This is a genomic window from Enterobacter cloacae complex sp.6700776 (genome assembly GCF_048284255.1).
In the GTDB taxonomy this organism is placed as follows: Bacteria; Pseudomonadota; Gammaproteobacteria; order Enterobacterales; family Enterobacteriaceae; genus Enterobacter; species Enterobacter intestinihominis.
In genome coordinates, this window is the sequence record NZ_JBLVYK010000003.1 from 168,070 (window position 1) to 194,608 (window position 26,539).

Below are 26,539 nucleotides of genomic sequence, written 5' to 3' on the forward strand. Positions count from 1 at the left end.
CTGAAGACTATGACGACTCGACTTCCTGCTATTTTATTGCTCAACGCTGCCGGTCTGGCGCTCTTTTTCTCCTGGTATATCCCGGCGGATCACGGATTCTGGTTCCCGCTGGATTCCGGGCTGTTCCACTTCTTTAACCAGGCGCTGGCGAAGAGTGAAGCCTTCCTGTGGCTGGTGGCGATCACCAACAACCGCGCGTTTGACGGCTGTTCGCTGCTGGCAATGGGCTGTCTGATGCTCTCCTTCTGGCTGAAGGAGGACAAAACGGGTCGTCGCCGTATTCTGATTATCGGCCTGGTCATGCTGCTGGCAGCCGTGATTATCAACCAGCTGGCGCAGCATCTGATGCCGGTTAAACGCGCCAGTCCGTCGCTCTCTTTCCCGAATATTAACCGCGTCAGCGAGCTGCTTCATATTCCAACCAAAGACGCCTCGAAGGACAGCTTCCCGGGCGACCACGGTATGATGCTGCTGATTTTTGCTGGCTTCATGCTGCGCTATTTCGGTAAAAAAGCCTTCGCCATCGCCCTGGTTATTGTGGTGGTATTTGCATTCCCGCGGGTGATGATTGGCGCTCACTGGCTGACAGATATCGCCGTAGGCTCCCTCACGGCGGTGTTAATTGGTTTACCGTGGGTGCTGATGACTCCCCTGAGCGATCGCGTAATAAGTATTTTTGATCGCTATCTTCCCGGCAAATTTAAACAAGTCTGAAACAAATAAATAACGCTAATTAACACCATTCATCAGGGATCGTTTTCGATCCCTGAGTCACTTCTTTCCGGCATCATTCAGCGCTGTCATCATTCCGTCATACAATTCGTGATAAAAATGAAGCAATTGCAGGGATTACCGGTATGAATGGCGGCATTTTGAGCAATTCCGCGCTGTAACGTTGTGTATCACATTTTCTTATAAAAAAACGGTCTTTTTTGCTCGCAATGCCCTTTGCAATCGGTTAACCTCGAACTCGTTTTGCCCCATTGAGATAATTATTATCGTGGTGAATAATTTTGTGCGTTGTGCCACAGATTTCACCATAAAGAATTGTCTCATTGTGAACAGATAATTAGTCTCGTCACGGTTGGCATTTTTATAACGATATTTTCGTTAAGGACTTCAAGGGAAAACAAACAAAATGGTCAAATCTCAACCAATTTTGAGATATATCTTGCGGGGGATCCCGGCGATTGCAGTGGCGGTTCTGCTTTCGGCATGTAGTACGACGAACACCGCGAAGAATATGCATCCTGAGACGCGTGTTGTGGGAATGGAAGATTCCTCTTCACTGCAAGCCTCTCAGGATGAATTTGAAAATATGGTACGTAATCTCGACGTTAAGTCGCGTATTATGGATCAGTATGCTGACTGGAAAGGCGTGCGCTACCGCCTGGGCGGCAGCACCAAGAAAGGCATCGATTGCTCCGCATTCGTACAGCGTACTTTCCGTGAGCAGTTTGGGTTAGACCTTCCGCGTTCTACTTATGAACAGCAGGAAATGGGCAAGTCCATTTCGCGCACTAAACTGCGTACGGGCGATTTAGTCCTGTTCAGAGCAGGTTCAACCGGTCGACACGTTGGCATCTATATCGGTAACGATCAGTTTGTCCATGCTTCCACCAGCAGTGGTGTGACGATTTCCAGCATGAACGAACCTTACTGGAAGAAGCGCTACAACGAAGCTCGCCGCGTTCTGAGCCGTAGTTAATATTGCTGTCGTATCGTTGGTTATCCCTTGGCTGGCGATACGATTAAAAAAGCACTGCTCCGGCAGTGTTTTTTTTTGCCCGTTACACTGATAGACATCCAGCGTCATTTCAGGAATCACGACATCTATGTTTACCCGCTACTTCTCCAGCAACCGCAAGATACTGTTTCTCAGTATTCTGACGGGGTTGTTTACCGCCCTGCTTCTGAGTGCGTTACAGTTTTACTGGAGTTATCACAAGCGAGAAGTCAGGTACGATATCCTCATTACGGATTTAAGCGTCTACATGGAGAGCTTTTTCGACGAGCTTAAAACCTCTATTGATACGCTCCAGCCGCTCACGCTGAACAGCTGTGAAGAGGTCAGTGCGGCGCTCACCTCACGCGCGGCCTTCAGTATTAACGTGCGCGCCTTTTTGCTGGTCCGGGATAAACAGGCCTTCTGCTCTTCGGCAACAGGTCCGATGAATACCCCAATGGAAACGCTTATCCCTCAGCTACACATCAGCAAACCTGTTGATATCGCGCTCCTGCCGGGCACGCCCATGCTGCCGGATAAACCCGCGATCGCTATCTGGTATCGCAATCCGCTGGTAAAAGACGGCGGCGTATTTACCTCCGTGAACATCAACCTGACGCCTTACCTTCTTTATACGTCACGTCAGGATGAATTTTCCGGAATATCGATCGTCATTGGCGACTCCGCGTTATCCACCCAGTCCGGAATGCTGGTTCAGGCGCGGGATTTGCCTGACGTCCCCGATCGCACCGCCACGCTGAAAAATATTCCTCTGACCGTTAACGTTTATGCGCAAGCCTGGAAGACCGATGAACTGCTCTACGCCGTGTTCTTCGGCCTGGTCTGCGGCATTGCGGCAGGTCTGCTGAATTTCTATATTCTCACTATCCGTCTGAATCCCGGGAAAGAGATCCTTACGGCCATCAAGCACGACCAGTTCTACGTGGTCTATCAGCCCGTCGTGGATGCGCAGTCGCTCAGAATGACCGGGCTGGAAGTCCTGATGCGCTGGAAGCACCCGGTGATGGGCGAAATTCCACCGGATGCCTTTATTAATTTTGCTGAAGCGCAGAAGCTGATTGTCCCGCTGACGCTGCATCTTTTTGACCTGATTATCCGCGATGCCCCTGTCCTGCAAACGGTGCTCCCGCCTGGTGCCAAGTTTGGGATCAACATCGCGCCCGGTCATCTGCATGCGGAAAGCTTTAAGGAGGATATGCGCGCGTTTGCCGCTGCCCTTCCGCCCGATCACTTCCAGATTGTGCTGGAAATAACCGAGCGCGACATGATCAACCACCGCGAGGCAAATCAGCTGTTTGAATGGCTGCACAATGAAGGTTTTGAAATCGCCATCGATGATTTTGGCACCGGCCACAGCGCGCTGATCTATCTGGAACGCTTCACGATGGATTACCTGAAAATTGACCGTGGCTTCGTGAATGCCATCGGGACTGAAACCGTTACCTCGCCAGTGCTTGACGCGGTGCTGACGCTGGCAGAACGCCTGAATATGTTAACCGTCGCCGAGGGTGTTGAAACGCCCGAGCAGGCGGCGTGGCTGCGCGAGCATGGCGTGAACTATCTTCAGGGCTACTGGATCGGCCGACCAATGCCGCTGGAGCAGTTCAGGACGTGGCAACCCGACATCACGCTCGGGGAATAATTTCACAATCACGGCGCTGTCCCTTATTATTCTCCTCAACCGAGCCTGCCTGTGAACAAAGGGATCCGCCGCACTATGATTATGCGCGTTGTATTGATGCTGTTGGCGCTGGTGAGCCTGTCGGGCCAGTCGCAGACCATCAAAGAGAGCACGGCCTTTGCCGTCATTGGCGAGCCGAAGTATGCGGTCAACTTTACTCACTACGATTATGTGAACCCCGCCGCCCCGAAAGGCGGGAACGTGACGCTTTCCGCGACCGGAACGTTTGACAACTTTAACCGCTTCGCCCTGCGCGGCGTGGCGGCAGCGCGTACCGAATCCCTCTATGACACGCTGTTCGTCACCTCCGACGACGAGCCCGGCAGCTATTATCCCCTGGTCGCTGAGAACGTGCGTTACGCCGATGATTTTAGCTGGGCAGAAATCGCGATTAATCCGCGGGCGCGTTTTCACGACGGTACGCCGGTTAGCGCCCGCGATGTGGCGTTCACCTTTCATAAATTTATGACCGAAGGCGTGCCGCAGTTTCGTCTGGTGTACAAGGGCACCACGGTGAAAGCCATCGCCCCGCTGACCGTGCGAATCGAACTCCCTGAGCCAAACAAAGAGAATATGCTGAGCCTGTTCTCCCTGCCCGTCATGCCCGAATCATTCTGGAAAAACCATAAGCTGAGCGATCCCCTCTCTTCCCCGCCGCTGGCCGGAGGACCGTATCGCATTACCGACTGGCGAATGGGCCAGTACGTGATCTATTCCCGCGTGAAAGATTACTGGGCAGCCACGCTGCCGGTAAACCGGGGCCGCTGGAACTTCGATACAATCCGCTACGACTACTACCTGGATGATAACGTGGCCTTCGAGGCGTTTAAGGCAGGCGCATTTGATTTACGTGTCGAGAACAGCGCCAAAAACTGGGCGACCCGGTATATCGGAAAAAATTTCGCGAAAGGCTATATCGTTAAAGACGAACATAAAAACGAATCCGCGCAGGACACGCGCTGGCTGGCGTTTAATATTCAGCGCCCGGTTTTTTCCGATCGTCGGGTGCGTGAAGCTATTACCCTGGCGTTTGATTTCGAATGGATGAACAAAGCGCTGTTTTACGGAGCCTACAGCCGGGCGAACAGCTATTTCCAGAATACTGAATATGCCGCCCGTGATTATCCCCACGCGGACGAGCTGGTTTTGCTGGCGCCAATGAAAGCGGAGCTCCCGCCGGAAGTGTTCACCCGCCTATTTGAACCGCCAGAATCCGACGGAAATGGGTTCGACCGGGACAACCTGCTGAAAGCCAGCAAACTGCTGGATGACGCTGGCTGGGTGTTGAAAAATCGGCTACGAGTAAATGTTAAAACTGGTAAGCCGTTCAGCTTCGAACTGCTGATTGCCTCCGGCGCAAACGATCAGTGGGTGCTGCCCTTTAAAAAGAACCTTGCCCGTCTTGGGGTGACCATGAATATCCGCCAGGTCGATATTGCCCAGCTGACCAACCGCAAGCGCAGTCGCGATTACGACATGATGCAAACCCTGTGGGCTGCCCAGCCGTGGCCGAGTTCAGACCTGCAAATCTCCTGGGCATCGGGGTATATCGACTCCTCCTACAACGCTCCGGGGGTAAAGAGTCCGGTGATTGATGCGCTGATCGCGAAAATCGTTGCCGCTCAGGGCGATAAAGAGAAACTTCTGCCGCTCGGGCGCGCGCTTGACCGGGTGTTAACCTGGAACTATTACATGCTGCCGATGTGGTACATGGGTGAAGATCGCGTGGCCCGCTGGGACAAATTCTCCCTGCCCGCCGTTCGCCCGGTTTATACGCTTGGTTTTGATACGTGGTGGTATGACGTGAATAAAGCCGCAAAACTGCCCGCAGCGCGGCGTTGAGGAGTGACGATGGGCGCTTATCTTATCCGCAGGCTGCTGCTGGTTATCCCGACGCTATGGGCCATCATTACCATTAACTTTTTTATCGTGCAGATTGCCCCCGGCGGCCCGGTGGACCAGGCGATTGCGGCCATAGAATTTGGTCACGCTGGCGGCATGCCGGGCGGCGGCGGTGAAGGAATGGGGGCCAGCCATGCCCGGACGGGCGTGGGCAATATCAGCGAAAGCCACTACCGGGGCGGTCGGGGACTGGATCCGGAGGTGATCGCCGAGATCACCCATCGCTATGGTTTTGACAAGCCGCTGCACGAGCGTTATTTCAGGATGCTCTGGGATTATGTCCGTTTCGATTTTGGCGACAGCCTGTTTCGCAGCGCCTCGGTGCTAACCCTGATCAAGCAAAGCCTTCCGGTTTCCATCACGCTCGGACTGTGGGGGACGCTGATTATTTATCTGGTCTCCATTCCGCTGGGGATCCGCAAAGCGGTCTACAACGGTAGCCGTTTTGATATCTGGAGCAGCACGTTCATTATCATCGGCTACGCTATCCCGGCGTTTCTGTTTGCCGTGCTGCTGATTGTCTTTTTCGCTGGCGGCAGTTATTTCGACCTCTTCCCGCTGCGCGGGCTGGTCTCTGCGGATTTCAGCACGTTGCCGTGGTATCAGAAAATCACCGATTACTTCTGGCACATCACGCTTCCGGTGCTGGCGACGGTTATCGGCGGTTTTGCGGCGCTTACGATGCTGACCAAAAATGCCTTTCTTGATGAGATCCGCAAACAGTACGTCGTCACCGCGCGCGCCAAAGGCGTCGGTGAAAAGCAGATTATGTGGAAGCACGTTTTTCGTAACGCCATGCTGCTGGTGATTGCCGGTTTTCCCGCCACGTTCATCAGTATGTTTTTTACCGGCTCTCTGCTGATAGAAGTGATGTTCTCTCTCAACGGTTTAGGGCTGCTCGGCTATGAGGCCACCGTCTCCCGTGATTACCCGGTGATGTTTGGCACACTGTACATTTTCACCCTGATCGGCCTGCTGCTGAATATCATCAGCGATATCAGCTATACGCTGGTCGACCCCCGTATCGATTTTGAGGGCCGCTGATGTTGCGTTTAAGCCCCGTCAATCAGGCCCGCTGGGCGCGCTTTCGCCACAACCGTCGCGGCTACTGGTCGCTGTGGATCTTCGCCGTCCTGTTCGCCTTAAGTCTGTGTTCCGAACTGATTGCCAACGATAAACCCCTGCTGGTGCATTTCAAAGATCGCTGGTACGTGCCGGTGCTTACTACCTATAGCGAAAGCGATTTTGGCGGTCCGTTTGCGACGCCAGCCGAGTATCAGGATCCCTGGTTACGTGAACAGATCGCGCAGCACGGCTGGGCGCTTTGGGCACCGATTCGTTTTGGCGCGAACAGTATTAACTACGCCACGTCCACCCCCTTCCCTTCCCCGCCTTCCTCGCAGAACTGGCTGGGAACGGACGCCAACGGCGGCGATGTGCTGGCGCGCATCCTCTATGGCACCCGCATCTCGCTCCTGTTTGGGCTGCTGCTGACGCTCTTTAGCAGCGTAATGGGCGTCGTGGCGGGCGCCGTGCAGGGCTATTACGGTGGAAAAATCGATTTGTGGGGGCAGCGCGTAATTGAAGTCTGGTCCGGTATGCCGACGCTGTTTCTGATTATCCTGCTTTCCAGCGTAGTACAGCCTGGCTTCTGGTGGCTGTTAGGCATCACCGTTCTGTTCGGCTGGATGGCACTGGTCGGCGTGGTGCGCGCGGAGTTTCTGCGCACGCGAAATTACGATTATATTCGCGCCGCGCAGGCGTTAGGCGTGAGCGATCGCGCAATTATCTTCCGTCACATGCTTCCCAATGCGGTGGTGGCGACCCTCACCTTCCTGCCGTTTATTTTGTGTAGCTCCATTACCACCCTGACGTCGCTTGATTTTCTTGGTTTCGGTTTGCCGCTGGGCTCACCGTCTCTTGGCGAACTGCTGTTGCAGGGCAAAAACAACCTCCAGGCCCCCTGGCTGGGCATCGCCGCATTCCTCTCCGTGGCGGTGCTGCTTTCCCTGCTGATTTTTATTGGCGAAGCCGTGCGCGATGCCTTCGATCCCAACAAGGCGGTATGACATGACCCGGCCTCTTCTGAGCATAGAAAATCTGTCGATTGCGTTTTCAAAGCAGGGCGAATCTCGCCCGGTGGTGACGGATTTATCGTTGCAGATCCAGCGCGGAGAGACGCTGGCGCTGGTCGGGGAATCCGGCTCCGGTAAGAGCGTTTCGGCTCTGTCGGTGCTGCGCCTGCTCCCTTCCCCGCCGGTTAGCTATCCGCAGGGGGATATTCTGTTCCATGGACAATCCCTGCTGAACGCTGATGAGCAAACCCTGCGCGGCATTCGTGGCAATAAGATTGCCATGATTTTTCAGGAGCCGATGGTGTCGCTCAATCCATTGCATACGCTGGAAAAACAGCTCTATGAAGTGCTGTCACTTCATCGGGGAATGCGTAAAGAGGCAGCGCGGGGGGAAATTCTGGACTGCCTTGAACGCACCGGCATTCGTAATGCGGCGAAACGGCTGAACGATTTCCCGCATCAGCTTTCCGGCGGCGAGCGCCAGCGCGTGATGATCGCGATGGCGCTGCTGACGCGCCCCGAACTGTTGATTGCGGATGAACCCACCACCGCGCTGGACGTCACGGTGCAGGCGCAAATTCTGCAACTGCTGCGTGAACTGCGCGACGAGCTGAACATGAGCCTGCTGTTTATTACGCATAACCTGGGCATCGTGAAAAAGCTCGCTGACGCGGTGGCCGTGATGCAAAACGGCCGCTGTGTCGAACAGAACAGGGCAACTGCCCTGCTGAGCGCGCCTCAGCACCCGTATACACAGCGCCTGCTCGATAGCGAACCCTCTGGCGACCCGGTTCCGCTTAACGCTGACAGCGCACCGTTGCTGAAGGTTGAGGACCTGTCGGTGTCATTCCCGATCCGCAAAGGCATTTTGCGTCGCGTGGTCGATCACAATCATGTTCTGAAAAACATGAGCTTCTCTCTGCGTCCGGGCGAGTCGCTTGGGCTTGTGGGCGAATCCGGTTCGGGCAAAAGCACCACCGGCCTGGCGCTGCTGCGCCTGATCGCCTCGCAGGGAAGCATTCTCTTTGACGGCATGCCGCTGCAAAACCTGAGCCGCCGGCAAATGCTGCCCGTCCGCCCGCGGATGCAGGTGGTCTTTCAGGATCCGAACTCTTCGCTGAACCCGCGGCTGAGCGTATTGCAGATTATTGAAGAGGGCCTGCGCGTTCATCAGCCCGCGCTGACGGCACAACAGCGTGAAATCGACGTGAAGCGGGTGATGGCGGAAGTGGGTTTAGATCCCGAGACCCGGCACCGGTATCCGGCTGAGTTTTCCGGCGGACAGCGCCAGCGTATAGCGATTGCCCGCGCGTTGATCCTTAAACCGGAGCTGATCGTGCTGGACGAGCCTACCTCTTCACTGGACCGCACCGTGCAGGCGCAAATTCTGGCGCTGCTGAAGGGGCTACAGGAAAAGCATCGGCTGGCCTATATCTTTATCAGCCACGATTTACAGGTGGTGCGTGCGCTTTGCCATCAGGTGGTGGTATTGCGGCAGGGAGAAGTCGTTGAGCAGGGAGAGTGCCAGCGCGTATTCACTGCGCCTGCGCAGGATTACACGCGCCAGCTATTGTCCGCTGACTAGCACTCAGAAAGGATATTGACCGGAGAACGGTTCGGCAATGGCCACGCCGAAGTTTTTCAGACGGCAGGTCGCAGCAAATTCATCCTGGCTGTTAACAAACAGGCACGGCTCACCTTCGCATTCCAGCACGGAGCTGTCTACTTCGATGTCCGTCAGCGCCTGGCTGAGACGTTCCATAACCGGCCACGCATTTTCATCGCTCGGGCTAAGCAGCTTGAGCGCCACCAGACAATTATCCTCCCCGGCAACGCTTTGCGGAATCGGTTCAACTTTCGAACCTGCAAAACCCGTCGACCAGCGATAGCTCTGGGGCAAGCGATGGACAATGGAGAGTTGTAATGTATTCACGTTCAGATCCCCGGAAGCAAATTTACTTCACAATTTATTTACATTTATAGTAACACATCATCGCCAACCTGCACTGTTTAGCGGATTTTATAGGCGTTGCAGGCTCGCGTCGGCGCTATATGTACCCGTTTCTGCGATCTAACTCAACCTTTTTAAATACAATGATGTGACTTTTTACATAAATAGATTTTACATAAAAGAAACAAACACCGGGTAAACGAACCGAGGGTTGGTTGATATGGGTCAACAAAAAGGCCCGTTTCGGGCCTTAAGTGCTCATTTATGCGCCGTCTTACGGGGCCGGCTGGCGTAAAGATAGAAGAGGATGGAGCAAGTCGCGCAGAGGGCAATCGCCCACAGCATCGGCCAGGCAGTATTAAACGTCGCCATTGAGAGCAGTGCCCCGACAATCGCGCCAATCCCGAAACGGAACGTCCCTGCCAGCGACGAGGCGGTGCCCGCCATATGCGGGAATTCGTCGAGGATCACCGCCATCGCGTTGGATGAGACCATCGAGACGCAGCCAACAAACGCCGCCACGCCCACCACCAGCGCCCAAAAACCTACGCCCAACAATGCGCTCAATACCAGCCAGATAGCCATCACGAACTGGATCCACAGCCCGGCGCGGAACATATTCAGCGCCCCGACCCGCCGGACAAAGCGGCTGTTGATAATGGTCATCACAAACAGGAACACGATATTCAGCGCGAAGTAGTAACCAAAGTGCTGGGGTGACACATGGTTCAGTTCGATGTACACAAACGGCCCCGCGCTCAGGAACGAAAACATCCCGGCAAAGCTAAAGCCGCTGGCCAGCATATAGCTCAGCACGCGCTTATGGCGAAACAGCGAGGCAAAGTTGCCAAGCGTGGTGCGGACGTGAAACTTCTGACGGCGCTCGACCGGCAGCGTTTCATCGATAAAGACGAAGATCATCACCGAGGCCAGCAGCGCGGCAATCGCCAGGATCCAGAAAATCGCATGCCAGCTGAACCACACCAGCACCGCCCCGCCCACCATGGGGGCGACCAGCGGCGCAATGGTTGTGACCAGCATGACGAACGACATCATGCGTGAGAACTCTTCCTTCGGGTAGATGTCGCGCATCAGCGCGTTAATCACCACGCTTGCCGCAGCCGCAGCCAGGCCATGGAAGAAACGCATCACGATCAGCTGATCGATACTCTGCGCCAGCGCGCAGGCCACCGCCGCCGCGGCAAATATCAACGTCCCGCCCAGAATAACGGGTTTGCGCCCCAGGCTGTCTGCCATTGGGCCATAAAAGAGCTGGCCGAGCGCAAAACCAAGAATGTAGGTGCTGAGCGTCATCTGTGCGCTGCCTGCCGGTACGCCAAACTGCGCGGAAATCACCGGCAGCGCGGGCAGATACATATCGATAGACAGCGGCATCAGCATGGCCAACAGGCCAAGGATAAATACGATTTTAAACGACGAGTGTGGCCTGGTGGTCACAGGGTTCTCCTGAATTTAGCGTGAAAGCAGCCCGACGCTGGCAATCTCTTCTTCCGTCAGCGGGCGATATTCCCCTGGCGCCAGGTCTGGATCGAGTTCAATCGCGCCGATACGTTCACGATGCAGCCCCACAACGTGGTTGCCCACGGCGGCAAACATCCGTTTCACCTGGTGGTAACGGCCTTCACTGATGGTCAGACGGACGTCCGTTGGGGTAATGACTTCCAGCACCGCCGGTTTGGTCAGATCTTTTTCATTATGTAGCTGAACGCCTTTCGCGAATTGCTCTGCCGTGTCATCCGAGACCGGCGACTCAAGTGTCACCCGATAGGTTTTCTCACAGTGATGGCGCGGGGAGGTGATGCGGTGCGACCACTGACCGTCATCGGTCATCAGCACCAGGCCGGTGGTATCAATATCCAGACGCCCTGCCGCATGCAGCTTGTGCGCCACAGGTTCGTCGAGGAAGTAGAGCACCGTCGGGTGATCCGGATCGTCCGTTGAACAGACGTAACCTTCCGGTTTGTTGAGCATGAAGTAGCGCGGGCCATTCTGCTGGGTCAGCGGGTTGCCGTCATACTCCACCTGGTGGTCAGGCTGGAGTTTAAAAGCGCTGTCTTTCACAATGTCGCCGTCCACGGTTACGCGGCTGGCGCGAATTTCACGCCCGGCAATAGCGCGGCTTACGCCGAGTTGCTGAGCGATAAACTTATCAAGTCGCATGAAATCTTTTTAGCCTTAATGGTGCTGGAAGTCGGACTACGCGTCCGAAAAAGAAGCAGTCAGAAACAGTTCAGTATAATGGTCTGGTTGCGCCACTCAAGGGAAAAAGTTTCGTGGCATACTATATGCGAGTTAACTGAATAGAGAAGCCATGACGTTCACACTACGCCCCTATCAGCAAGAAGCCGTTGATGCCACCCTCGCCTGGTTTCGCAAGCACCGGGAACCCGCCGCCATCGTGCTCCCGACCGGAGCCGGTAAAAGCCTGGTGATTGCCGAACTGGCGCGCCTGGCTCGCGGGCGCGTGCTGGTGCTGGCGCACGTAAAAGAGCTGGTGGCGCAAAACCACGCCAAATATTGCGCGCTCGGCCTGGAGGCCGATATTTTTGCCGCCGGGCTGAAGCGCAAAGAGAGCCACGGGAAAGTGGTGTTTGGCAGCGTACAGTCCGTTGCGCGCAACCTGGACCTGTTTCGCAGCGAGTTTTCCCTGCTGATTGTCGATGAGTGTCACCGCATCAGCGATGACGACGACAGCCAGTATCAGCAAATCCTCACTCATCTGAGAGAGGTGAACCCTCACTTACGCCTGCTTGGCCTGACCGCCACGCCATTTCGTCTGGGCAAGGGCTGGATTTATCAGTTTCATTATCACGGCATGGTGCGTGGCGATGAAAAGGCCCTGTTCCGCGACTGTATCTATGAGCTTCCGCTGCGCTACATGATCAAGCATGGCTATCTGACGCCACCGGAGCGGCTGGATATGCCGGTCGTGCAGTACGATTTCAGCCGCTTACAGGCGCAGAGCAACGGGCTGTTCAGCGAGGCGGATCTTAACCATGAGCTGAAAAAACAGAAGCGGATCACGCCGCATATCATCAGCCAGATTGAAGAATTTGCGCAAACGCGTAAAGGGGTGATGATTTTTGCTGCTACCGTCGAACACGCGCGTGAAATCACGGGGCTTCTGCCCACCAACGACGCGGCGTTAATTACCGGTGAAACCCCCGGGCCGGAGCGCGACAGCCTGATTGAGGCTTTCAAAGCCCAGCAGTTCCGCTACCTGGTGAATGTCTCCGTATTAACCACCGGGTTTGACGCACCGCACGTTGACTTGATTGCGATTCTTCGCCCAACCGAATCCGTCAGCCTGTACCAGCAGATTGTCGGCCGTGGCCTGCGCCTGGCACCGGGCAAAACCGACTGTCTGATCCTCGATTATGCCGGTAATCCGCACGATCTCTACTCCCCGGAAGTGGGCACGCCAAAAGGCAAGAGCGACAACGTGCCGGTACAGGTGTTTTGTCCGGCCTGCGGGTTTGCCAACACTTTCTGGGGCAAAACTACCGCCGACGGCACGCTGATCGAACATTTTGGCCGCCGCTGTCAGGGCTGGTTTGAAGACGATGAAGGCCATCGCGAACAGTGTGATTTCCGCTTCCGCTTCAAAAACTGCCCGCAGTGCAACGCCGAGAACGATATCGCTGCCCGCCGCTGTCGGGAGTGTGACACGGTGTTGGTCGACCCGGATGACATGCTGAAAGCGGCGCTGAAACTGAAAGATGCGCTGGTGCTGCGCTGTTCCGGCATGGTCTTACAGCCCGGTGCGGATGAAAAAGGCGAGTGGCTAAAGATTACCTATTACGACGAGGACGGCGCAGACGTGAGCGAGCGGTTCAGGGTCCAGACGCCCGCCCAGCGCACCGCGTTCGAACAGCTCTTTATCCGCCCGCATACCCGCACGCCCGGCGTGCCGCTGCGCTGGATAACCGTTGCCGATATCGTGCGCCAGCAGGCGCTGCTGCGCCATCCTGATTTTGTTGTCGCCCGTAAAAAAGGGCAGTTCTGGCAGGTGCGTGAGAAGGTCTTTGACTATGAAGGACGCTTTCGCCGGGCAAACGAATTGCGCGGTTAACGGGACTTTTCGTTGATGCGCGAGCCATTTGAGTATAAAATGCCGCCCGCTTCACATCCGTGAGGCAGAACACTCACCTGCTGCTGGGTCGCCTGTAGCAGGGTTTTAAATACAGAGAGAAATCAATGTTCACTATCGAAGCAGAAGTACGTAACGTGCAGGGTAAGGGTGCGAGCCGCCGCCTGCGTAACGCTAACAAGTTCCCGGCTATCGTTTACGGTGGCGAAGCTGCTCCAGTTGCAATCGAACTGGATCACGACAAAGTGTGGAACATGCAGAATAAAGCTGAATTCTACAGCGAAGTTCTGACCATCGTTGTTGGCGGTAAAGAAGAAAAAGTGAAAGTTCAGGCTGTTCAGCGTCACCCGTTCAAGCCAAAACTGTCTCACATCGACTTCGTTCGCGCGTAATCGCAAACCTGTCGAGAAAAACCCCGCTTCTGCGGGGTTTTTTTATGGCCGCTACTTACCGCCTGAGGTGCGACGCTGGAGCTGATCGCGCAGATTCGGCGGCGTGCCTTTAATGGTCAGCGTGTCGGTCGCCGGATCCCAGAAGATACGTTCCCCGAGCAGCATGGCATCAAAGTTAATGGTTAACCCACCGCCGCTACCGGCAAATTTCGTCAGCTGACGCAGCGTACTGCGATCCGCCGGGAAGCTCTCTTCCAGCTCATAGCCTTTTTCTGCGGTAAATTCCTGGAAGCTGACTTCGCTGACGCCCGCCAGCTCTTTGGACAGCGACTCCAGCTCAATCTCTTCCCCGGCCTGTAACTGCTCGTTACAGTAGCTGTAAACCTGCTGACGCACGGTCTGACGCTCAGATTTATCCAGCTGCGCCTCAGCGGTAAAGTCATCCACCGCCTGGAGCAGACCTTTGTTCTGCGCTTTGGCGTTCAGCCCTTCACTGGCACCGAGGAAGTCCATAAAGAAATCGGCCACTTTGCGGCCCACGCGGCCTTTAAGGAAGGTCAGGTAGCGCGTCGATTCCGGATTGGTTTCCCATTCAGTTAAATCAATACGCGCCACAATATCCGCATGGTTGATATCCAGATAGTGCGTTGAGCTGATATCCAACTGCTCGTTCACACGCATGCTGCTTAAATTATTCAGCACGGTGACCAGCAGATACTCTACCGCCAGATAGCGGTAGTGGCAGAACAGGACGATACCGCCATCGGCGAAGGGATATTTCGCCAGTTCGTCACGAAGACGGCCGGTTGCAGCGCGGCTGAATGCCAGGAAATCCTCTTCGCCCTGACGTTGCAGGCGCAGGCTATCCGCCAGCTCGCTCTCTTCGCTGAACAAGCCATAGGCTTTATTTTTCGCGCTGTAGACGCGATGCAACTCCGCCATCATCTCGACAACGGTAGGCGTTGGTTCCAGTAACGAATCGCGTAGCACCACTTCAAGGGTTTGCTCATCACGCTTGATAAGCTGGTGCAAGGCAATCTGGTTGATTTCCAGACTCATGATAAACTCTCCTTTTAGACCGGGCGGTATTCAACCACCACCAACGCATGTGTGCAACAGAAGATAAAAAAGGGGAAAAAAAGCTGTTGCTACGGTAATATGTCGCCCTTCTCTCAACAAACTGATTTTGATTTATGCCACAACATTCCCGCTACAGTGACGAACACGTTGAACAACTGCTCAGTGAGCTGGTCAACGTACTGGAAAAACATAAAACGCCAACCGATCTCTCCCTGATGGTTTTGGGAAATATGGTTACCAACCTGATCAATACCAGCGTTGCTCCGGCTCAGCGTCAGGCGATCGCCAAATCTTTCGCCCAGGCTTTGCAGTCATCAGTTAGCGACGACCAGGCACACTAAGGGAAACGAACAACAGTTTATGGTGACGAATCGTCAGCGCTACCGTGAAAAAGTCTCCCAGATGGTCAGCTGGGGGCACTGGTTTGCCCTGTTCAACATTCTGTTGGCGATGGTGCTCGGCTGCCGTTATCTGTTTGTGGCAGACTGGCCAACCACGTTAACCGGGCGTATCTACTCGTGGATGAGCCTTGTTGGTCACTTTAGCTTTCTGGTCTTCGCCACCTATCTGCTGATCCTGTTCCCACTGACGTTTATCGTCATGTCGCAGCGGCTGATGCGCTTCCTGTCCGCCATTCTTGCGACGGCGGGCATGACGCTGTTGCTTATCGACAGCGAAGTCTTTACCCGGTTCCACCTGCACCTGAATCCTGTCGTCTGGGAGCTGGTGATTAACCCGGATCAGAACGAGACCGCCCGCGACTGGCAGCTGATGTTTATCAGCGTGCCGATTATCCTGCTGATCGAAATGTTGTTCGCGACGTGGAGCTGGCAAAAGCTCCGCAGCCTGACCCGACGCCGACATTATGCGAAGCCCGTCGCGGCGCTCTTTTTCGCCTCATTTATCGGTTCGCACCTGATGTATATCTGGGCAGATGCGAACTTCTACCGCCCTATTACCATGCAGCGCGCGAATCTGCCGCTCTCCTATCCGATGACGGCACGTCGTTTCCTTGAAAAACACGGTCTGCTGGACGCGCAGGAGTATCAGCGTCGTCTGGTCGAACAGGGTAATCCGGAAGCGGTCAGCGTGCAGTATCCCCTGAGCGATCTGAAATATCGCGACATGGGGCGCGGTCAGAACGTGCTGCTGATTACCGTCGATGGCCTGAACTATTCTCGCTATGAGAAGCAAATGCCTGCCCTGGCTGAATTCGCTGAGAACAACATCGTATTCACTCAGCACATGAGTTCCGGTAATTCGACCGACGCGGGTATTTTCGGTCTGTTCTACGGCATTTCACCGAGTTATATGGACGGCGTGCTGTCGGCCCGTATTCCGGCTGCATTGATTACCGGGCTTAATCAGCAGGGCTACCAGCTGGGGCTGTTCGCCTCTGATGGTTTCAACAGCTCGCTGTACCGCCAGGCGCTGCTGTCTGATTTCTCACTGCCAGCCGCGCAGAGCCAGTCTGACGATCGGACTGCTGACCAGTGGATAGACTGGCTGAAGCGCTATGCACAGGAAGATAACCGCTGGTTCTCCTGGGTTGCGTTTAACGGCACAAATCTTGATGACAGCAATCAGAAAGGCTTCGCGCGCCGCTATAGCCGTGCGGCGGGTGATGTCGATGCGCAGATCGCTCGCGTGCTGACCGCCCTGCGCGACGCGGGCAAGCTGGACAATACGGTCGTCATTATCACGGCGGGGCATGGCGTGCCGCTCGGCGACGAAGCGAAGGGCATGGACTGGTCGCGTCCGAACCTGCATGTCCCGCTGGTGATCCACTGGCCGGGCACTCCCGCGCAACGCATCAACATGCTGACCGACCATAAAGACGTCATGACCACGTTAATGCAGCGGCTGCTGCACGTTAGCACGCCGGCAATTGAATACTCGCAGGGACAAGACCTCTTTAGCGCCACGCGGCGTCATAACTGGGTCACGGCTGCTGGCGAAAACACGCTGGTGGTGACCACGCCGACGCTGTCCCTTGTGCTGAACAGCAACGGCAATTACCAGACGTACAGCCTCGAAGGTGAGAAGCTGAAAGACCAGAAACCGCAGCTCAGCTTGCTGTTGCAGGTGCTGACAGACGAGAAGCGCTTTATCGCTAACTGATTATTTATGAATCAGTTAGCGTTGCTTCCCCCTTGCAATCAAAAAGGAATCGAGTAGTATTCCTTTTATGCGTCGGCACGTAGCGCAGCCTGGTAGCGCACCGTCATGGGGTGTCGGGGGTCGGAGGTTCAAATCCTCTCGTGCCGACCAAAACTACACAAAAAAACCAGCCGCTTATGGCTGGTTTTTTATTGCCTGTCTTCGCATGCACAATGCTTAGTGCTTCTCACGCCCACCGAGAAAGAAAATCCCCAGCGGAATCGCCAGCAGAACGGTGAACACCAGACTGTAAACAAAGATCATCGCTGATTGCAGGACAAACATGCTGGTTGTCCACGCAGAGAGCGGGATGTTGTACTGCTCGATCACGCCGACAATGGTTGCTCGCCCCACGCATGCAGCAGCAATCATAAACACAACCAGTAACGCCAGCAGGAACTTGCGGCCTTCAGGTGTCTTCAGTTTTTCCCGTACCATCTCTTCTCCCTTTACAGATGAATAACAATAATTAACGCGTAAAATAACACGATCTCTGCACCGACTCCACCACAGCATTAAACACCAATAAAAGAGCATAAAAGCAGTTCTTTACTCCGTTTAAAATGAAAATGTGAGTAAATTACGCCAACCATTCACATACATTATGTTAGTCTTTCCGGGATCGTTTTAACAAAAAGGAATGACAGTGAAAAACGCACCTAAATTTGCCATCGCCCTTATCGCCGCTGCGTGCGCGAGCACCAGCGCTTTCGCCAGCGAAACCCCAAAAGAGCAGCCGCTGGAAAAAGTTGCCCCGTATCCGCAAGCGGACAAAGGGATGAAGCGCCAGGTTATTCAGCTCCCGGCTCAGCAGAATGAAGGGAATTTCAAAGTCGAGCTGTTAATCGGCCAAACGCTGGAAGTGGACTGCAACCAGCATCGTCTGGGCGGCCAACTGGAAAGCAAAACACTGGAAGGCTGGGGTTATGACTACTATGTCTTCGACAAAGTAACCTCGCCAGTCTCCACCATGATGGCGTGCCCGGACGGCAAGAAAGAGAAGAAATTTATCACCGCCTATCTGGGTGATAACAGTCTGCTGCGCTATAACAGCAAGCTGCCGATTGTCGTTTATACGCCGGAAAACGTGGATGTGAAATATCGCGTATGGAAGGCGGATGAGACGGTAGGACAAGCAGTAGTTCGTTAAAAATAAGTCGGGTGGCGCTCACGCTTACCCGACCTGGAAAGGGTGCGTTCTGGTGCCCTCACCCCAACCCTCTCCCGGTGGGAGAGGGAGAAAACACGAAAAACGGTAACGGATGTTACCGTTTTGCGTTTACCTTACAGCGCGATATCCGCAACCGGCTTGTTTTCCGCCTGAGGCTTCATCTCTGCCTGTGGCGCAGCATCCGCAGCCTGCGGTTTGACGTATTGCAGTTGCAGAACGCGACTGGTGTATTCCAGCTCTTGTTCCGTGGCGTCAACGTTACCGTTCAGCTTCGTACCGTAGGATGGAATAATGGTTTTCAGCTTCGCCTGCCATTCCGGGCTGGATACTTTGTCCTTAAACACTTTTTCCATCAGGTGTAGCATGATTGGCGCAGCGGTAGACGCCCCCGGGGATGCTCCCAGCAGCGCGGCAATAGTGCCATCCTTATCGCTTACTACTTCGGTACCCAGACGCAGCACGCCGCCCTCTTTCGGATCGCGTTTGATGATCTGCACGCGCTGACCCGCCTGCCACAGGCGCCAGTCTTCTTTCTTCGCCTGCGGATAGTACTCTTTCAGCGCCTCGAAGCGTTCTTCATCAGAGAGCATCACCTGGCTAATCAGGTATTTCACCAGATCGAAGTTATCCAGCCCCACGTCCATCATTGGCTTGACGTTTGACGTCGTGGTCGCGCTCAGCAGATCCCAAAGGGAACCGTTTTTCAGGAACTTGGTGGAGAATGTGGCGAACGGCCCGAACAGCACTACGCGCTTACCGTCCAGCATACGGGTGTCGATATGGGGAACGGACATCGGTGGCGCACCAACAGAAGCCTGACCGTACACTTTAGCCAGATGACGGTTAACCACTTCAGGGTTTTCCGACACCAGGAACTGGCCGCCAACCGGGAAGCCGGCGTAGTCGTCCGCTTCCGGAATACCGGACTCCTGCAACAGTTTCAGCGCCGCGCCGCCAGCACCGATAAACACGAACTTCGCCTTAATCACATGCTCGGCTTCGTTGTTTTTCAGATCGGCAACGGTCACGCTCCAGCTGTTATCCGCGTTGCGCTTGAAACCACGCACTTCGGAGCTGAGTTGCAGGTTAAAGTTCTCTTTTTTCTTCAGAGAGGCCACCAGCTGACGGGTGATTTCACCGTAGTTAACGTCAGTACCAATTTCAGTGCGGGTCGCCGCCACTTTCTGGTTCGGATCGCGGCCTTCCATAACCAGCGGCGCCCACTCTTTGATTTGAGCGTGATCTTCAGAGTATTTCATCCCGCGGAACAGCGTGCTCTGTTGCAGGGCAGCGTAGCGCGCACGCAGGAAGTTGACGTTTTGATCGCCCCACACAAAGCTCATGTGCGGAACGGTGTTGATGAAGGAGTGCGGATTGTGCAACACACCGCTGTTCACCTGGTGAGACCAGAACTGACGTGAGATCTGGAACGCTTCGTTGATCTCTACCGCCTTCTCGATACTAATGGAACCGTCCTTTTTCTGCGGCGTATAGTTCAGTTCCATAAGTGCCGAGTGCCCCGTCCCGGCGTTATTCCAGCCGTTAGAGCTTTCCTGCGCCACGCCATCAAGGCGCTCGACCATGGTCATGGACCAGTTCGGCTCTAATTCCTGAAGATATGTGCCCAGCGTGGCGCTCATGATGCCGCCACCAATTAAAAGGACATCCGTTTCCTGCTCTTTTGGTGCGTCAGCCTTCGCCGCCAGCGAGACGGCGTTCAGCCCCACGGCCAGAGAAAAGAGCACGGCAGTCATTTTTTTCATCATTTATGCCTTAGTTGAATAGTGCTTGATGCGTGGAAATTACAGGTGAAACACGCTGCGGTGGCACGGTAGCAACTTTTAAATATTGTTTAAAGGTTACGAAATTATTGTAATTGTGAAATTTAATGATGGATTGTTTGTAGGGTTTTGGCATACAGGCTGGCACCCGACGATTTTCCTGGCTATGATGCTGCACTTTGTGATCGCGCGCACGGAAGCCTGCCCCTACCAGCGAATTGTTATGTCATTACCTCACTCGTCTGTACCCCAAGAAGGCCATGTCGCCACCGTTTTACGTTCGCCTCAACGTCTGATGCGCGAAACCCTGGCCGGCGTGATTACCGCGCTGGCGCTGATCCCGGAAGTGATTTCGTTTTCCGTGGTCGCGGGCGTGGATCCGAAAGTGAGCCTTATCGCCTCCGTGGTGCTCTGTTTCGCCCTTTCCCTGCTCGGCGGGCGTCCGGCCATGGTGACGGCGGCGGCCGGTTCCGTCGCGCTGGTGATTGGCCCGATGGTCCATCAACACGGCGTACAGTACATTCTGCCCGCGGTGGTGATGGCTGGCGTGATTCAGATCCTGTTCGGCGCGCTGGGAATGGCGCGGCTGATGCGCTTTATTCCCCAGTCGGTGATGACCGGGTTTGTTAACGCCCTTGGCATTTTGATTTTCTTTGCCCAGGTGCCCCATTTCTGGAGCCGAAGCCCGCTGATAGTGGGCCTGTTCGTGCTGACGCTGCTGATTGTGCTGTGGGTGCCACGCTATATTAAAAGCGTACCCTCCCCACTGATTGCCATTGTGCTGCTGACTTTGTTCACCGTCACCAGCGGGCAAATCCTGCCAACGGTAGGGGATGAAGGCTCCATGAGCGGCGGTTTGCCGGGCTTTACGCAACTGCTGGTGCCGCTCAATCTGGAAACCCTGAGCATTATCTGGCCGTGTGCGCTAAGTATCGCTTTTGTTGGCCTGCTGGAATCCTTGCTGACGGCAAAACTGGTGGATGAACTGACCGTTACCCCTTCAAGCAAGCGCCGCGAGAGCATCGGTCTGGGCGTGGGGAATATTATGGCCGGGTTCTACGGCGGCATTGCGGGCTGCGCGATGATTGGGCAGACCATCGTTAACGTGGAGATGGGGAAAGGCAGAAGCCGTATCTCCACCCTTGCGGCGGGTATCGTACTGCTGGTGCTGGTTACGGCGCTCAGCGAGGTGATGGCCAAAATCCCGATGGCGGTACTGGCGGGTATTATGGCCATTGTGGCCGTCAAGACCTTTAGCTGGCATAGCGTTCAGCCCGGAACGCTGAAAAACGCGCCGGTGGCTGAAACCGTCGTGATGCTGGTGACGGTTGTGGCAACGGTTTACACCGGCAACCTGGCGATTGGCGTGCTGGGCGGGATTGTGATGATGTTCATCCTCCCTGCCCGACTTAAGCAAAAAGCACTGGCTACAGAAGAAAAATCGTCGCCAGTCCAAGAAAAATAAAGAAACCGCCGGTATCGGTAATGGCGGTGATCATCACGCTCGACCCCACCGCGGGGTCGCGCCCCAGCCGGGTCATCGTCAATGGGATAATCACGCCCATCATCGCCGCCACCAGCAGGTTCAGCACCATCGCCAGCATCATGACCCCGCCCAGCGCCATATCATCGTACAGCCACCAGGTAATGCCGCCCATGATGCCGCCCCAGACCAGGCCGTTAATCAGCGCGACGCCCATCTCCCTGAAAATCAGCCACGAAAAATTACCCGGCTGAATGTTTTCCAGCGCCAGGGCGCGAACGATCATGGTGATTGTCTGGTTGCCGGTGTTCCCGCCGATCCCCGCCACAATCGGCATCAACGACGCCAGGGCCACCAACTGGGAAATGGTATGTTCGAAGCCGTCAATAACGCGGGACGCCACGAACGCGGTGCATAAATTGATGGCGAGCCACGCCCAGCGGGTTTTGACGGCCTTGCCGACGGAGGCATGAACATCGTCTTCGGCACTGATACCGCCAAGGGCACGCAGGTCGTTATCGGTCTCTTCATAGACCACGTCAACGATCTCATCAATGGTCAGACGCCCCATCAGCTTGCCCACCGAATCCACCACCGCCGCGCTCACCAGGTCATCACGTTCGAAGGTACGCGCCGCTTTTTCGGCATCGTCTTCCGGCGAGAAGACCATCGGCTCGGTTTCCATGACCTCACTTACCCGCTGCTGGGTGCTGTTCAGCAGGATCGTTTTCAGCTCCAGCTCCCCGAGCAGGGTTTTATCCCGCGAGGTGACGAACAGTTTATCGGTGTTGTCCGGCATACTGCCCAGGCGACGAAGATAGCGCTGCACCGTACCCAGGGTGACGTCCGGACGCACGGTGATGACGCCAAACTCCATGATCGCGCCGACGCTGTTTTTCTCGTAGTGCATCACCTGACGCACGCGCGCCCGCTCCTCGGCAGGCAGGGAAGCCAGCAGGCGTCCGGTCAGGTTGCGCGGAAGATGCTGAACGAGGTAAATCTGCTCATCGATATCCAGCGTTTGCAGGGCGTCAAGAATGTCCCGATCGCTCATCTCATCGATAAGGTCATCCCAGACGTTTTCCGAGGCTTCAAGCAGCACCTGACCGCGCTCATGATCCTGCACCAGCCTCCACAGGGCGTGGCGCTCCTCGGAAGGCAATGCCTCCAGGGTGTCCGCCAGATCCGGAGGTGGTAAATGTGCAACCAGCGCACCTACCTCAGCAATATCGTCGGCCAGCGTGCCGACATCATATTGCTCAGCCAGGGTTAGCTTACCCAATAACGTTGACGTGACCGCTTTATCGGTCGTCAGGAGCCAGATGAGCCGCGCACGCTCCTGGTCACGCTGCCTGGCGCTGTTTTTCTTTAATACCGACATCAATCATAAATCCATTAAATGAGTTGGCGTTAAGCATAGCGCGGGGATATGTAAATAAGAATAAACGGCGGGTCGGGATGGAGAAAAAAACGGCATATATGAAAAATGAGTGTGCCGGGGGCCACCCGGCACAATTGCAATCAGGCCGTGCGCGCCACCGCGTCCCGTGACGCCGCATCGCGCTCATCGCCGGTCAGCTCGCTCAGTTTGCCGTCGCGCATCTCCAGCAGACGGTCGGCGTGAATGAAGTAGTGATCGTCATGGCTGATGGCAAAAATGGTTTTCCCCATCGCCTGCATCAGCGGCAGCAGGACCTGATAAAACTCGCGACGGAAGTGCGGGTCCTGATCGGCGGCCCATTCATCCAGCAGGATGATGTCGCGCTCTTCGGCCAGCGCCAGCAACAGCGCCACGCGCTTCTTCTGCCCTTTCGACAGCTTGAGATTCAGGATTTTGCCATCCTGTAGCTCCAGCTTGTGTGACATTTGCAGATGCGCAAGCCACTTCTCCACCAGCGCCGGATCTGCCTGCTGCCCTTCCGGGCCCAGCAGCCGGTCGAACAGCCAGACGTCGGTAAATACCGCCGAAAAGAGCTTGCGGTAGTCCTCCGGTTTCTCCGCGCTCAGCGCTTTACCATCCAGCAAAATTTCGCCTGACTGCGGCTGGTAGAGGCCCGCCAGCAGCATCGCCAGCGTGGATTTGCCGCTGCCATTACCGCCGATCAGGAACAGCAGTTCGCCCCGGTGAATGGTCAGATTTATCGGCCCCACGGAGAAGGCGTTATCCTGATAGCGGAAGGTCACGTTACGCAGCTCAAGCGTTTGCCAGTTCGGGAAGGCCTGCGGGCGCGGGAACTCAGCCTTAAACGGCGCAAGGTCGAACTTCTTCAGCTTGTTGAAGGCCACCTGAGCGCTCAGCAGCGTCGGCAGTGCGCCAACGGCCGACAGCAGCGGCGTGCGTAAAAACAGCAGCGTCAGGGAGTAGGTTGCCGCCACGTTGGTATCCGCCCACCCCAGGCTGTTCGCCATCCAGAACACCAGGCCAATCGCGCCCAGCATCATGATGTTGGACCAGTTCACGGCGCTCAGGTGGAACGTATCGGCGCGGATAATGTGATGACGATATTCGTGCGCATCCGGGATATAAAGATGGTTGAAGATATGCTCGGCACGCTCGCGGTTCAGCGTCAGCTCTTTGCGCCCTTCCAGCACCGTCTGATAATCGTTATAGAGCTTGTCTTCCGTTTCGCGCAGCACTGCCATGTGCTTATAGACGCGTGATACCAGCAGGAACCCGCCCCAGATGGTAATAACAATCCACAGCGCCGTTACCGCCAGCATTTTGCTGGAGAGCCAGGCGAGATAGGCTGCCGAGCCAAAGGTCAGGATGATCCCCTGCACCAGCTCCGGCAGGCGCACAAAGGCGATGGTAATGGCGCGCACATCGCTGGTCAGCCCCGCCAGCAGAGAAGCACTTCCCAGCTGTTCGATGCGTTCCACTTGAGTATCAAGGATCCGTTTGATGAACTCGCTGCGCAGACGGAAAACGAAGTGGTGGCCGAGCGCGGTCAGCGCCAGCTGTGACCCGAGCGTGACAGCCATCAGCAGCAGCAGTAAACCCAGAAATTCCGGCAGGACGGAGAGTGACGTGTCGACCATTTCGATCAAACGCACGTTAATGAAGGCAATCAGGCCGATCCCCAGCGCCGCGCTGGCAAGGCTTAGCGCCATCACCGCGATAAAAGGCCAGCGATACTGCCGCCAGACAAGAAGAAGTAGTTGCATGCAGAGCAATCCGGACAAGAAAAATCAGCCAGCAGTGTAAACTGCCTTTCACACACATCAAGAATAATTCTTATTTTTATTCTCTGTACGCTGCCTGGCGGAACGTGAGGTTGTAGCGAAACGCCCCCGCCACCGGGTGATCGCCATTTTTAAGCGGCTGAATGCCGTGATAAAAAAGCCGTGATTCACCGCCCCAGACCACCACATCGCCATGCTCCAGCATCAGCCGTTTGAGCGGGTCGTTGCGCCGCAGGCCGCCAAACTGAAAGACAGCGGGCAACCCAAGGGATACCGAGACAATCGGCGCGCGCAGGTCAGGCTCGTCCTTATCCTGATGCAGGGAGAGTTTAGCGCCGACGGCATAGCGGTTGATAAGACAGGCGTCGGGTCGAAAATCAGGATAGCCGGCCGCCACGGCGGCATCGTGACACAGCGCCTGAAACGCCTCCGGCATCGGCGGCCACGGCCTATCCGTCAGCGGGTCGTTCGCGGCATATACATAGCCCCGCTCATTCGTCGCCCATCCCAGTTCGCCGCAGTTGGTCATCGCCACGGACATGGTATACCCGCCCGGCGTGACCATATGGCGAAACGGCGAACGGGCGGTGACGGTATCAATACCGTCGAACAGCGCCGCCGCGCGGGAAAGCGCAAAACGTCTCAGGATCGTCGCCCCCGGCGCGAGCGGCTCCTGCCAGGGTTCAGCATCAGCAAAAAGATCGAGCATTATCCCTCCGGGTTGTTCGCCTCACGTTTCAACAATAGCACCTTACGCGCTGCGCCCCAGCGATAACCCGACAGCGCACCGTCGTTACGCACCACGCGGTGACAGGGGATAACTATCGCCAGTTTGTTGGCTCCGCAGGCCCCCGCCACGGCACGTACGGCATTGGGTTTACCAATGGCCTTCGCCACCTGCTGATAGCTTGCCGTATCACCGCAGGGGATAGCCCGCAGCGCCTGCCAGACCTGCTGCTGGAAGGCGGTACCCCGGATATCCAGCGGTAACGTCAACGGCGTCGCGCGGCTGTCGACAGAGGCAATCACCTGACGAACACGCCCGGCAAATGCGCCTTCCATCGGTTCACGGACGGCAAGCGGAAACAGTGACAGCAGCTCAGCCGTCAGCCCGGCGTCGTCATCACCCAGCAGTATTGCGCAGATCCCGCGCTCGCTTTCCGCCACCAGACAGTGGCCCAGCGAGCAGTCGCTGATGGCATAGCGGACCGCAGCCTCTCCGTTACGGTACTGTTTCGCCGTCATGCCCAGCGCGCCGTTGGCTTTACGGTAGTAGCTGCTGCCGTCCGGGAAGCCAGCGGCCAGTACGGCGTCGGTGATTTTACCGCCCTGTGCAAGCAGGCTACGCAGGCGTTGTTCACGCGCGGCCTGCTGCCATGCTTTCGGCGTCATGCCGGTGACGGATTTAAACAAGCGGTGGAAATGGAACGGACTCATGCCAACCTGCTGCGCCAGTGCCTCCAGGTTCAGCGCGGCATCCTGCTCAAGCAGTCGGCAGGCCAGCGCAACGTTGGCCTTTTTCTGCGCCATAGGGTCGACCTGGTCCGGCCTACAGCGCTTACAGGGGCGGAAACCCGCCTGCGCGGCCTGGTGAGCATCAGGATAAAAGCAGACATTTTTACGCAGCGCGTGGCGGGCGCGGCAGGACGGACGACAATAAATGCCGGTCGTCTGCACGGCAAAGACAAACTGGTTATCCGCACGCGGATCGCGGGCCAGAACAGCCTGCCAGCGATCCTCATCGGTAAGATAGGTTGTGTTTTTCATCATCGGCTCCTCTTACAAGCATACGCTCAGCTTGCCTGAACGCCACCGAACAAAA

23 protein-coding genes and 1 tRNA gene are annotated in these 26,539 nt (G+C 55.8%); 14 read left to right on the forward strand and 10 right to left on the reverse strand.

Going from position 1 to position 26,539, the window contains the following annotated elements; translation table 11 throughout:
* Nucleotides 1–9: 9 nt before the first annotated feature.
* The 7 genes from ACNQ0T_RS06925 (at nucleotide 10) to yejF (ending at nucleotide 8,990) form a co-directional block, all read left to right on the forward strand.
* On the forward strand, nucleotides 10–714 hold the full coding sequence (locus ACNQ0T_RS06925) for a phosphatase PAP2 family protein (protein WP_023306616.1): 705 nt from the start codon (nucleotides 10–12) through the stop codon (nucleotides 712–714).
* A 424-nt stretch (nucleotides 715–1,138) separates the two neighbouring features.
* Complete coding sequence (gene mepS, locus ACNQ0T_RS06930; protein WP_003859364.1) at nucleotides 1,139–1,708, forward strand: bifunctional murein DD-endopeptidase/murein LD-carboxypeptidase; 570 nt, start codon at nucleotides 1,139–1,141, stop codon at nucleotides 1,706–1,708.
* 127 nt (nucleotides 1,709–1,835) lie between these two features.
* Entirely contained in the window at nucleotides 1,836–3,389 is a 1,554-nt protein-coding gene (locus ACNQ0T_RS06935; protein WP_417929808.1) for a cyclic di-GMP phosphodiesterase, read from the forward strand.
* 75 nt (nucleotides 3,390–3,464) lie between these two features.
* Nucleotides 3,465–5,270: an extracellular solute-binding protein gene (locus ACNQ0T_RS06940; protein ID WP_417929809.1), complete on the forward strand. Its 1,806-nt coding sequence runs from the start codon at nucleotides 3,465–3,467 to the stop codon at nucleotides 5,268–5,270.
* Between the two features lie 9 nt (nucleotides 5,271–5,279).
* A complete protein-coding gene (locus ACNQ0T_RS06945) occupies nucleotides 5,280–6,374 on the forward strand; it encodes a microcin C ABC transporter permease YejB (protein ID WP_003859369.1) in 1,095 nt (364 codons plus the stop codon).
* Nucleotides 6,374–7,399 carry a microcin C ABC transporter permease gene (locus ACNQ0T_RS06950; RefSeq protein WP_045308660.1) on the forward strand — a complete coding sequence of 342 codons (1,026 nt, stop codon included), beginning with the start codon at nucleotides 6,374–6,376 and terminating at the stop codon, nucleotides 7,397–7,399. The genes ACNQ0T_RS06945 and ACNQ0T_RS06950 overlap by 1 nt, the downstream gene beginning before the upstream one ends.
* Nucleotide 7,400: 1 nt before the next feature.
* Complete coding sequence (yejF, locus tag ACNQ0T_RS06955) at nucleotides 7,401–8,990, forward strand: microcin C ABC transporter ATP-binding protein YejF (RefSeq protein WP_032623895.1); 1,590 nt, start codon at nucleotides 7,401–7,403, stop codon at nucleotides 8,988–8,990.
* 3 nt (nucleotides 8,991–8,993) lie between these two features.
* Here yejF and ACNQ0T_RS06960 read toward each other — a convergent pair whose 3' ends face one another.
* The 3 genes from ACNQ0T_RS06960 to rsuA form a co-directional block, all read right to left on the reverse strand.
* Nucleotides 8,994–9,338, reverse strand: coding sequence for a YejG family protein (locus ACNQ0T_RS06960; RefSeq protein WP_003859372.1), 345 nt, complete (start codon nucleotides 9,336–9,338; stop codon nucleotides 8,994–8,996).
* 276 nt (nucleotides 9,339–9,614) lie between these two features.
* Nucleotides 9,615–10,814 (reverse strand): Bcr/CflA family multidrug efflux MFS transporter, encoded by a 1,200-nt coding sequence (locus tag ACNQ0T_RS06965; protein ID WP_022648730.1) that lies wholly within the window; start codon nucleotides 10,812–10,814, stop codon nucleotides 9,615–9,617.
* Between the two features lie 15 nt (nucleotides 10,815–10,829).
* Nucleotides 10,830–11,537, reverse strand: coding sequence for a 16S rRNA pseudouridine(516) synthase RsuA (rsuA, locus tag ACNQ0T_RS06970; protein ID WP_022648731.1), 708 nt, complete (start codon nucleotides 11,535–11,537; stop codon nucleotides 10,830–10,832).
* Nucleotides 11,538–11,688: 151 nt separating this feature from the next.
* On the opposite strand from rsuA, the gene ACNQ0T_RS06975 reads away from it, so the two are divergent.
* Both ACNQ0T_RS06975 and rplY read left to right on the forward strand, forming a co-directional pair.
* The gene (locus ACNQ0T_RS06975) at nucleotides 11,689–13,449 is read left to right on the forward strand and encodes a DEAD/DEAH box helicase (protein WP_022648732.1); all 1,761 of its coding nucleotides are present in this window, start codon (nucleotides 11,689–11,691) and stop codon (nucleotides 13,447–13,449) included.
* Between the two features lie 125 nt (nucleotides 13,450–13,574).
* Nucleotides 13,575–13,859 carry a 50S ribosomal protein L25 gene (gene rplY, locus ACNQ0T_RS06980; RefSeq protein ID WP_022648733.1) on the forward strand — a complete coding sequence of 95 codons (285 nt, stop codon included), beginning with the start codon at nucleotides 13,575–13,577 and terminating at the stop codon, nucleotides 13,857–13,859.
* A 51-nt stretch (nucleotides 13,860–13,910) separates the two neighbouring features.
* Here rplY and yejK read toward each other — a convergent pair whose 3' ends face one another.
* On the reverse strand, nucleotides 13,911–14,918 hold the full coding sequence (gene yejK / locus ACNQ0T_RS06985; protein ID WP_017693031.1) for a nucleoid-associated protein YejK: 1,008 nt from the start codon (nucleotides 14,916–14,918) through the stop codon (nucleotides 13,911–13,913).
* 134 nt (nucleotides 14,919–15,052) lie between these two features.
* Here yejK and ACNQ0T_RS06990 point away from each other — a divergent pair, with 134 nt between their 5' ends.
* The 3 genes from ACNQ0T_RS06990 (at nucleotide 15,053) to ACNQ0T_RS07000 (ending at nucleotide 17,210) form a co-directional block, all read left to right on the forward strand.
* Nucleotides 15,053–15,280: a YejL family protein gene (locus ACNQ0T_RS06990; RefSeq protein WP_001135586.1), complete on the forward strand. Its 228-nt coding sequence runs from the start codon at nucleotides 15,053–15,055 to the stop codon at nucleotides 15,278–15,280.
* A 19-nt stretch (nucleotides 15,281–15,299) separates the two neighbouring features.
* Nucleotides 15,300–17,060, forward strand: a complete 1,761-nt coding sequence (yejM, locus tag ACNQ0T_RS06995; RefSeq protein WP_022648735.1) for an LPS biosynthesis-modulating metalloenzyme YejM — start codon at nucleotides 15,300–15,302, stop codon at nucleotides 17,058–17,060.
* 73 nt (nucleotides 17,061–17,133) lie between these two features.
* Nucleotides 17,134–17,210: transfer RNA gene (locus tag ACNQ0T_RS07000), tRNA-Pro, on the forward strand.
* 66 nt (nucleotides 17,211–17,276) lie between these two features.
* Here the strand turns inward: ACNQ0T_RS07000 and ACNQ0T_RS07005 are convergent.
* Complete coding sequence (locus tag ACNQ0T_RS07005; RefSeq protein WP_006811332.1) at nucleotides 17,277–17,537, reverse strand: DUF2534 family protein; 261 nt, start codon at nucleotides 17,535–17,537, stop codon at nucleotides 17,277–17,279.
* 202 nt (nucleotides 17,538–17,739) lie between these two features.
* On the opposite strand from ACNQ0T_RS07005, the gene eco reads away from it, so the two are divergent.
* Nucleotides 17,740–18,249, forward strand: coding sequence for a serine protease inhibitor ecotin (gene eco, locus ACNQ0T_RS07010; protein ID WP_032622478.1), 510 nt, complete (start codon nucleotides 17,740–17,742; stop codon nucleotides 18,247–18,249).
* A gap of 134 nt (nucleotides 18,250–18,383) precedes the next feature.
* Here eco and mqo read toward each other — a convergent pair whose 3' ends face one another.
* Nucleotides 18,384–20,033: a malate dehydrogenase (quinone) gene (gene mqo / locus ACNQ0T_RS07015; protein WP_417929848.1), complete on the reverse strand. Its 1,650-nt coding sequence runs from the start codon at nucleotides 20,031–20,033 to the stop codon at nucleotides 18,384–18,386.
* A gap of 187 nt (nucleotides 20,034–20,220) precedes the next feature.
* Between mqo and ACNQ0T_RS07020 the strand changes: the two genes are divergently transcribed.
* Nucleotides 20,221–21,516: a SulP family inorganic anion transporter gene (locus tag ACNQ0T_RS07020; protein WP_032624810.1), complete on the forward strand. Its 1,296-nt coding sequence runs from the start codon at nucleotides 20,221–20,223 to the stop codon at nucleotides 21,514–21,516.
* Here the strand turns inward: ACNQ0T_RS07020 and mgtE are convergent.
* The 4 genes from mgtE to ada form a co-directional block, all read right to left on the reverse strand.
* Nucleotides 21,479–22,915 (reverse strand): magnesium transporter, encoded by a 1,437-nt coding sequence (gene mgtE, locus ACNQ0T_RS07025; RefSeq protein ID WP_006811337.1) that lies wholly within the window; start codon nucleotides 22,913–22,915, stop codon nucleotides 21,479–21,481. The two genes, ACNQ0T_RS07020 and mgtE, sit on opposite strands and share 38 nt — an antisense overlap.
* Nucleotides 22,916–23,055: 140 nt before the next feature.
* The gene (locus ACNQ0T_RS07030) at nucleotides 23,056–24,699 is read right to left on the reverse strand and encodes a multidrug ABC transporter permease/ATP-binding protein (RefSeq protein ID WP_417929812.1); all 1,644 of its coding nucleotides are present in this window, start codon (nucleotides 24,697–24,699) and stop codon (nucleotides 23,056–23,058) included.
* Between the two features lie 76 nt (nucleotides 24,700–24,775).
* Nucleotides 24,776–25,426 (reverse strand): DNA oxidative demethylase AlkB, encoded by a 651-nt coding sequence (gene alkB, locus ACNQ0T_RS07035; protein WP_023300603.1) that lies wholly within the window; start codon nucleotides 25,424–25,426, stop codon nucleotides 24,776–24,778.
* A complete protein-coding gene (gene ada / locus ACNQ0T_RS07040; protein ID WP_417929850.1) occupies nucleotides 25,426–26,484 on the reverse strand; it encodes a bifunctional DNA-binding transcriptional regulator/O6-methylguanine-DNA methyltransferase Ada in 1,059 nt (352 codons plus the stop codon). Before ada ends, alkB begins: the two co-directional genes overlap by 1 nt.
* Between the last annotated feature and the right edge of the window lie 55 nt (nucleotides 26,485–26,539).

Excerpts from the sequence above, each read along its gene's own strand:
- ACNQ0T_RS07020 (WP_032624810.1), top strand. The coding sequence starts at position 20,221 with ATGCTGCACTTTGTGATCGCGCGCACGGAAGCCTGCCCCTACCAGCGA.
- ACNQ0T_RS06925 (WP_023306616.1), top strand. The coding sequence starts at position 10 with ATGACGACTCGACTTCCTGCTATTTTATTGCTCAACGCTGCCGGTCTG.
- ACNQ0T_RS06945 (WP_003859369.1), top strand. The coding sequence starts at position 5,280 with ATGGGCGCTTATCTTATCCGCAGGCTGCTGCTGGTTATCCCGACGCTA.
- ACNQ0T_RS06935 (WP_417929808.1), top strand. The coding sequence starts at position 1,836 with ATGTTTACCCGCTACTTCTCCAGCAACCGCAAGATACTGTTTCTCAGT.
- yejF (WP_032623895.1), top strand. The coding sequence starts at position 7,401 with ATGACCCGGCCTCTTCTGAGCATAGAAAATCTGTCGATTGCGTTTTCA.
- eco (WP_032622478.1), top strand. The coding sequence starts at position 17,740 with ATGACAGTGAAAAACGCACCTAAATTTGCCATCGCCCTTATCGCCGCT.
- ACNQ0T_RS07030 (WP_417929812.1), bottom strand. The coding sequence starts at position 24,699 with ATGCAACTACTTCTTCTTGTCTGGCGGCAGTATCGCTGGCCTTTTATC.
- alkB (WP_023300603.1), bottom strand. The coding sequence starts at position 25,426 with ATGCTCGATCTTTTTGCTGATGCTGAACCCTGGCAGGAGCCGCTCGCG.
- mepS (WP_003859364.1), top strand. The coding sequence starts at position 1,139 with ATGGTCAAATCTCAACCAATTTTGAGATATATCTTGCGGGGGATCCCG.
- yejM (WP_022648735.1), top strand. The coding sequence starts at position 15,300 with ATGGTGACGAATCGTCAGCGCTACCGTGAAAAAGTCTCCCAGATGGTC.
- yejK (WP_017693031.1), bottom strand. The coding sequence starts at position 14,918 with ATGAGTCTGGAAATCAACCAGATTGCCTTGCACCAGCTTATCAAGCGT.
- ACNQ0T_RS06950 (WP_045308660.1), top strand. The coding sequence starts at position 6,374 with ATGTTGCGTTTAAGCCCCGTCAATCAGGCCCGCTGGGCGCGCTTTCGC.
- rsuA (WP_022648731.1), bottom strand. The coding sequence starts at position 11,537 with ATGCGACTTGATAAGTTTATCGCTCAGCAACTCGGCGTAAGCCGCGCT.
- ACNQ0T_RS06940 (WP_417929809.1), top strand. The coding sequence starts at position 3,465 with ATGATTATGCGCGTTGTATTGATGCTGTTGGCGCTGGTGAGCCTGTCG.
- mgtE (WP_006811337.1), bottom strand. The coding sequence starts at position 22,915 with ATGTCGGTATTAAAGAAAAACAGCGCCAGGCAGCGTGACCAGGAGCGT.
- ACNQ0T_RS06975 (WP_022648732.1), top strand. The coding sequence starts at position 11,689 with ATGACGTTCACACTACGCCCCTATCAGCAAGAAGCCGTTGATGCCACC.
- mqo (WP_417929848.1), bottom strand. The coding sequence starts at position 20,033 with ATGAAAAAAATGACTGCCGTGCTCTTTTCTCTGGCCGTGGGGCTGAAC.
- rplY (WP_022648733.1), top strand. The coding sequence starts at position 13,575 with ATGTTCACTATCGAAGCAGAAGTACGTAACGTGCAGGGTAAGGGTGCG.
- ACNQ0T_RS07005 (WP_006811332.1), bottom strand. The coding sequence starts at position 17,537 with ATGGTACGGGAAAAACTGAAGACACCTGAAGGCCGCAAGTTCCTGCTG.
- ada (WP_417929850.1), bottom strand. The coding sequence starts at position 26,484 with ATGAAAAACACAACCTATCTTACCGATGAGGATCGCTGGCAGGCTGTT.
- ACNQ0T_RS06990 (WP_001135586.1), top strand. The coding sequence starts at position 15,053 with ATGCCACAACATTCCCGCTACAGTGACGAACACGTTGAACAACTGCTC.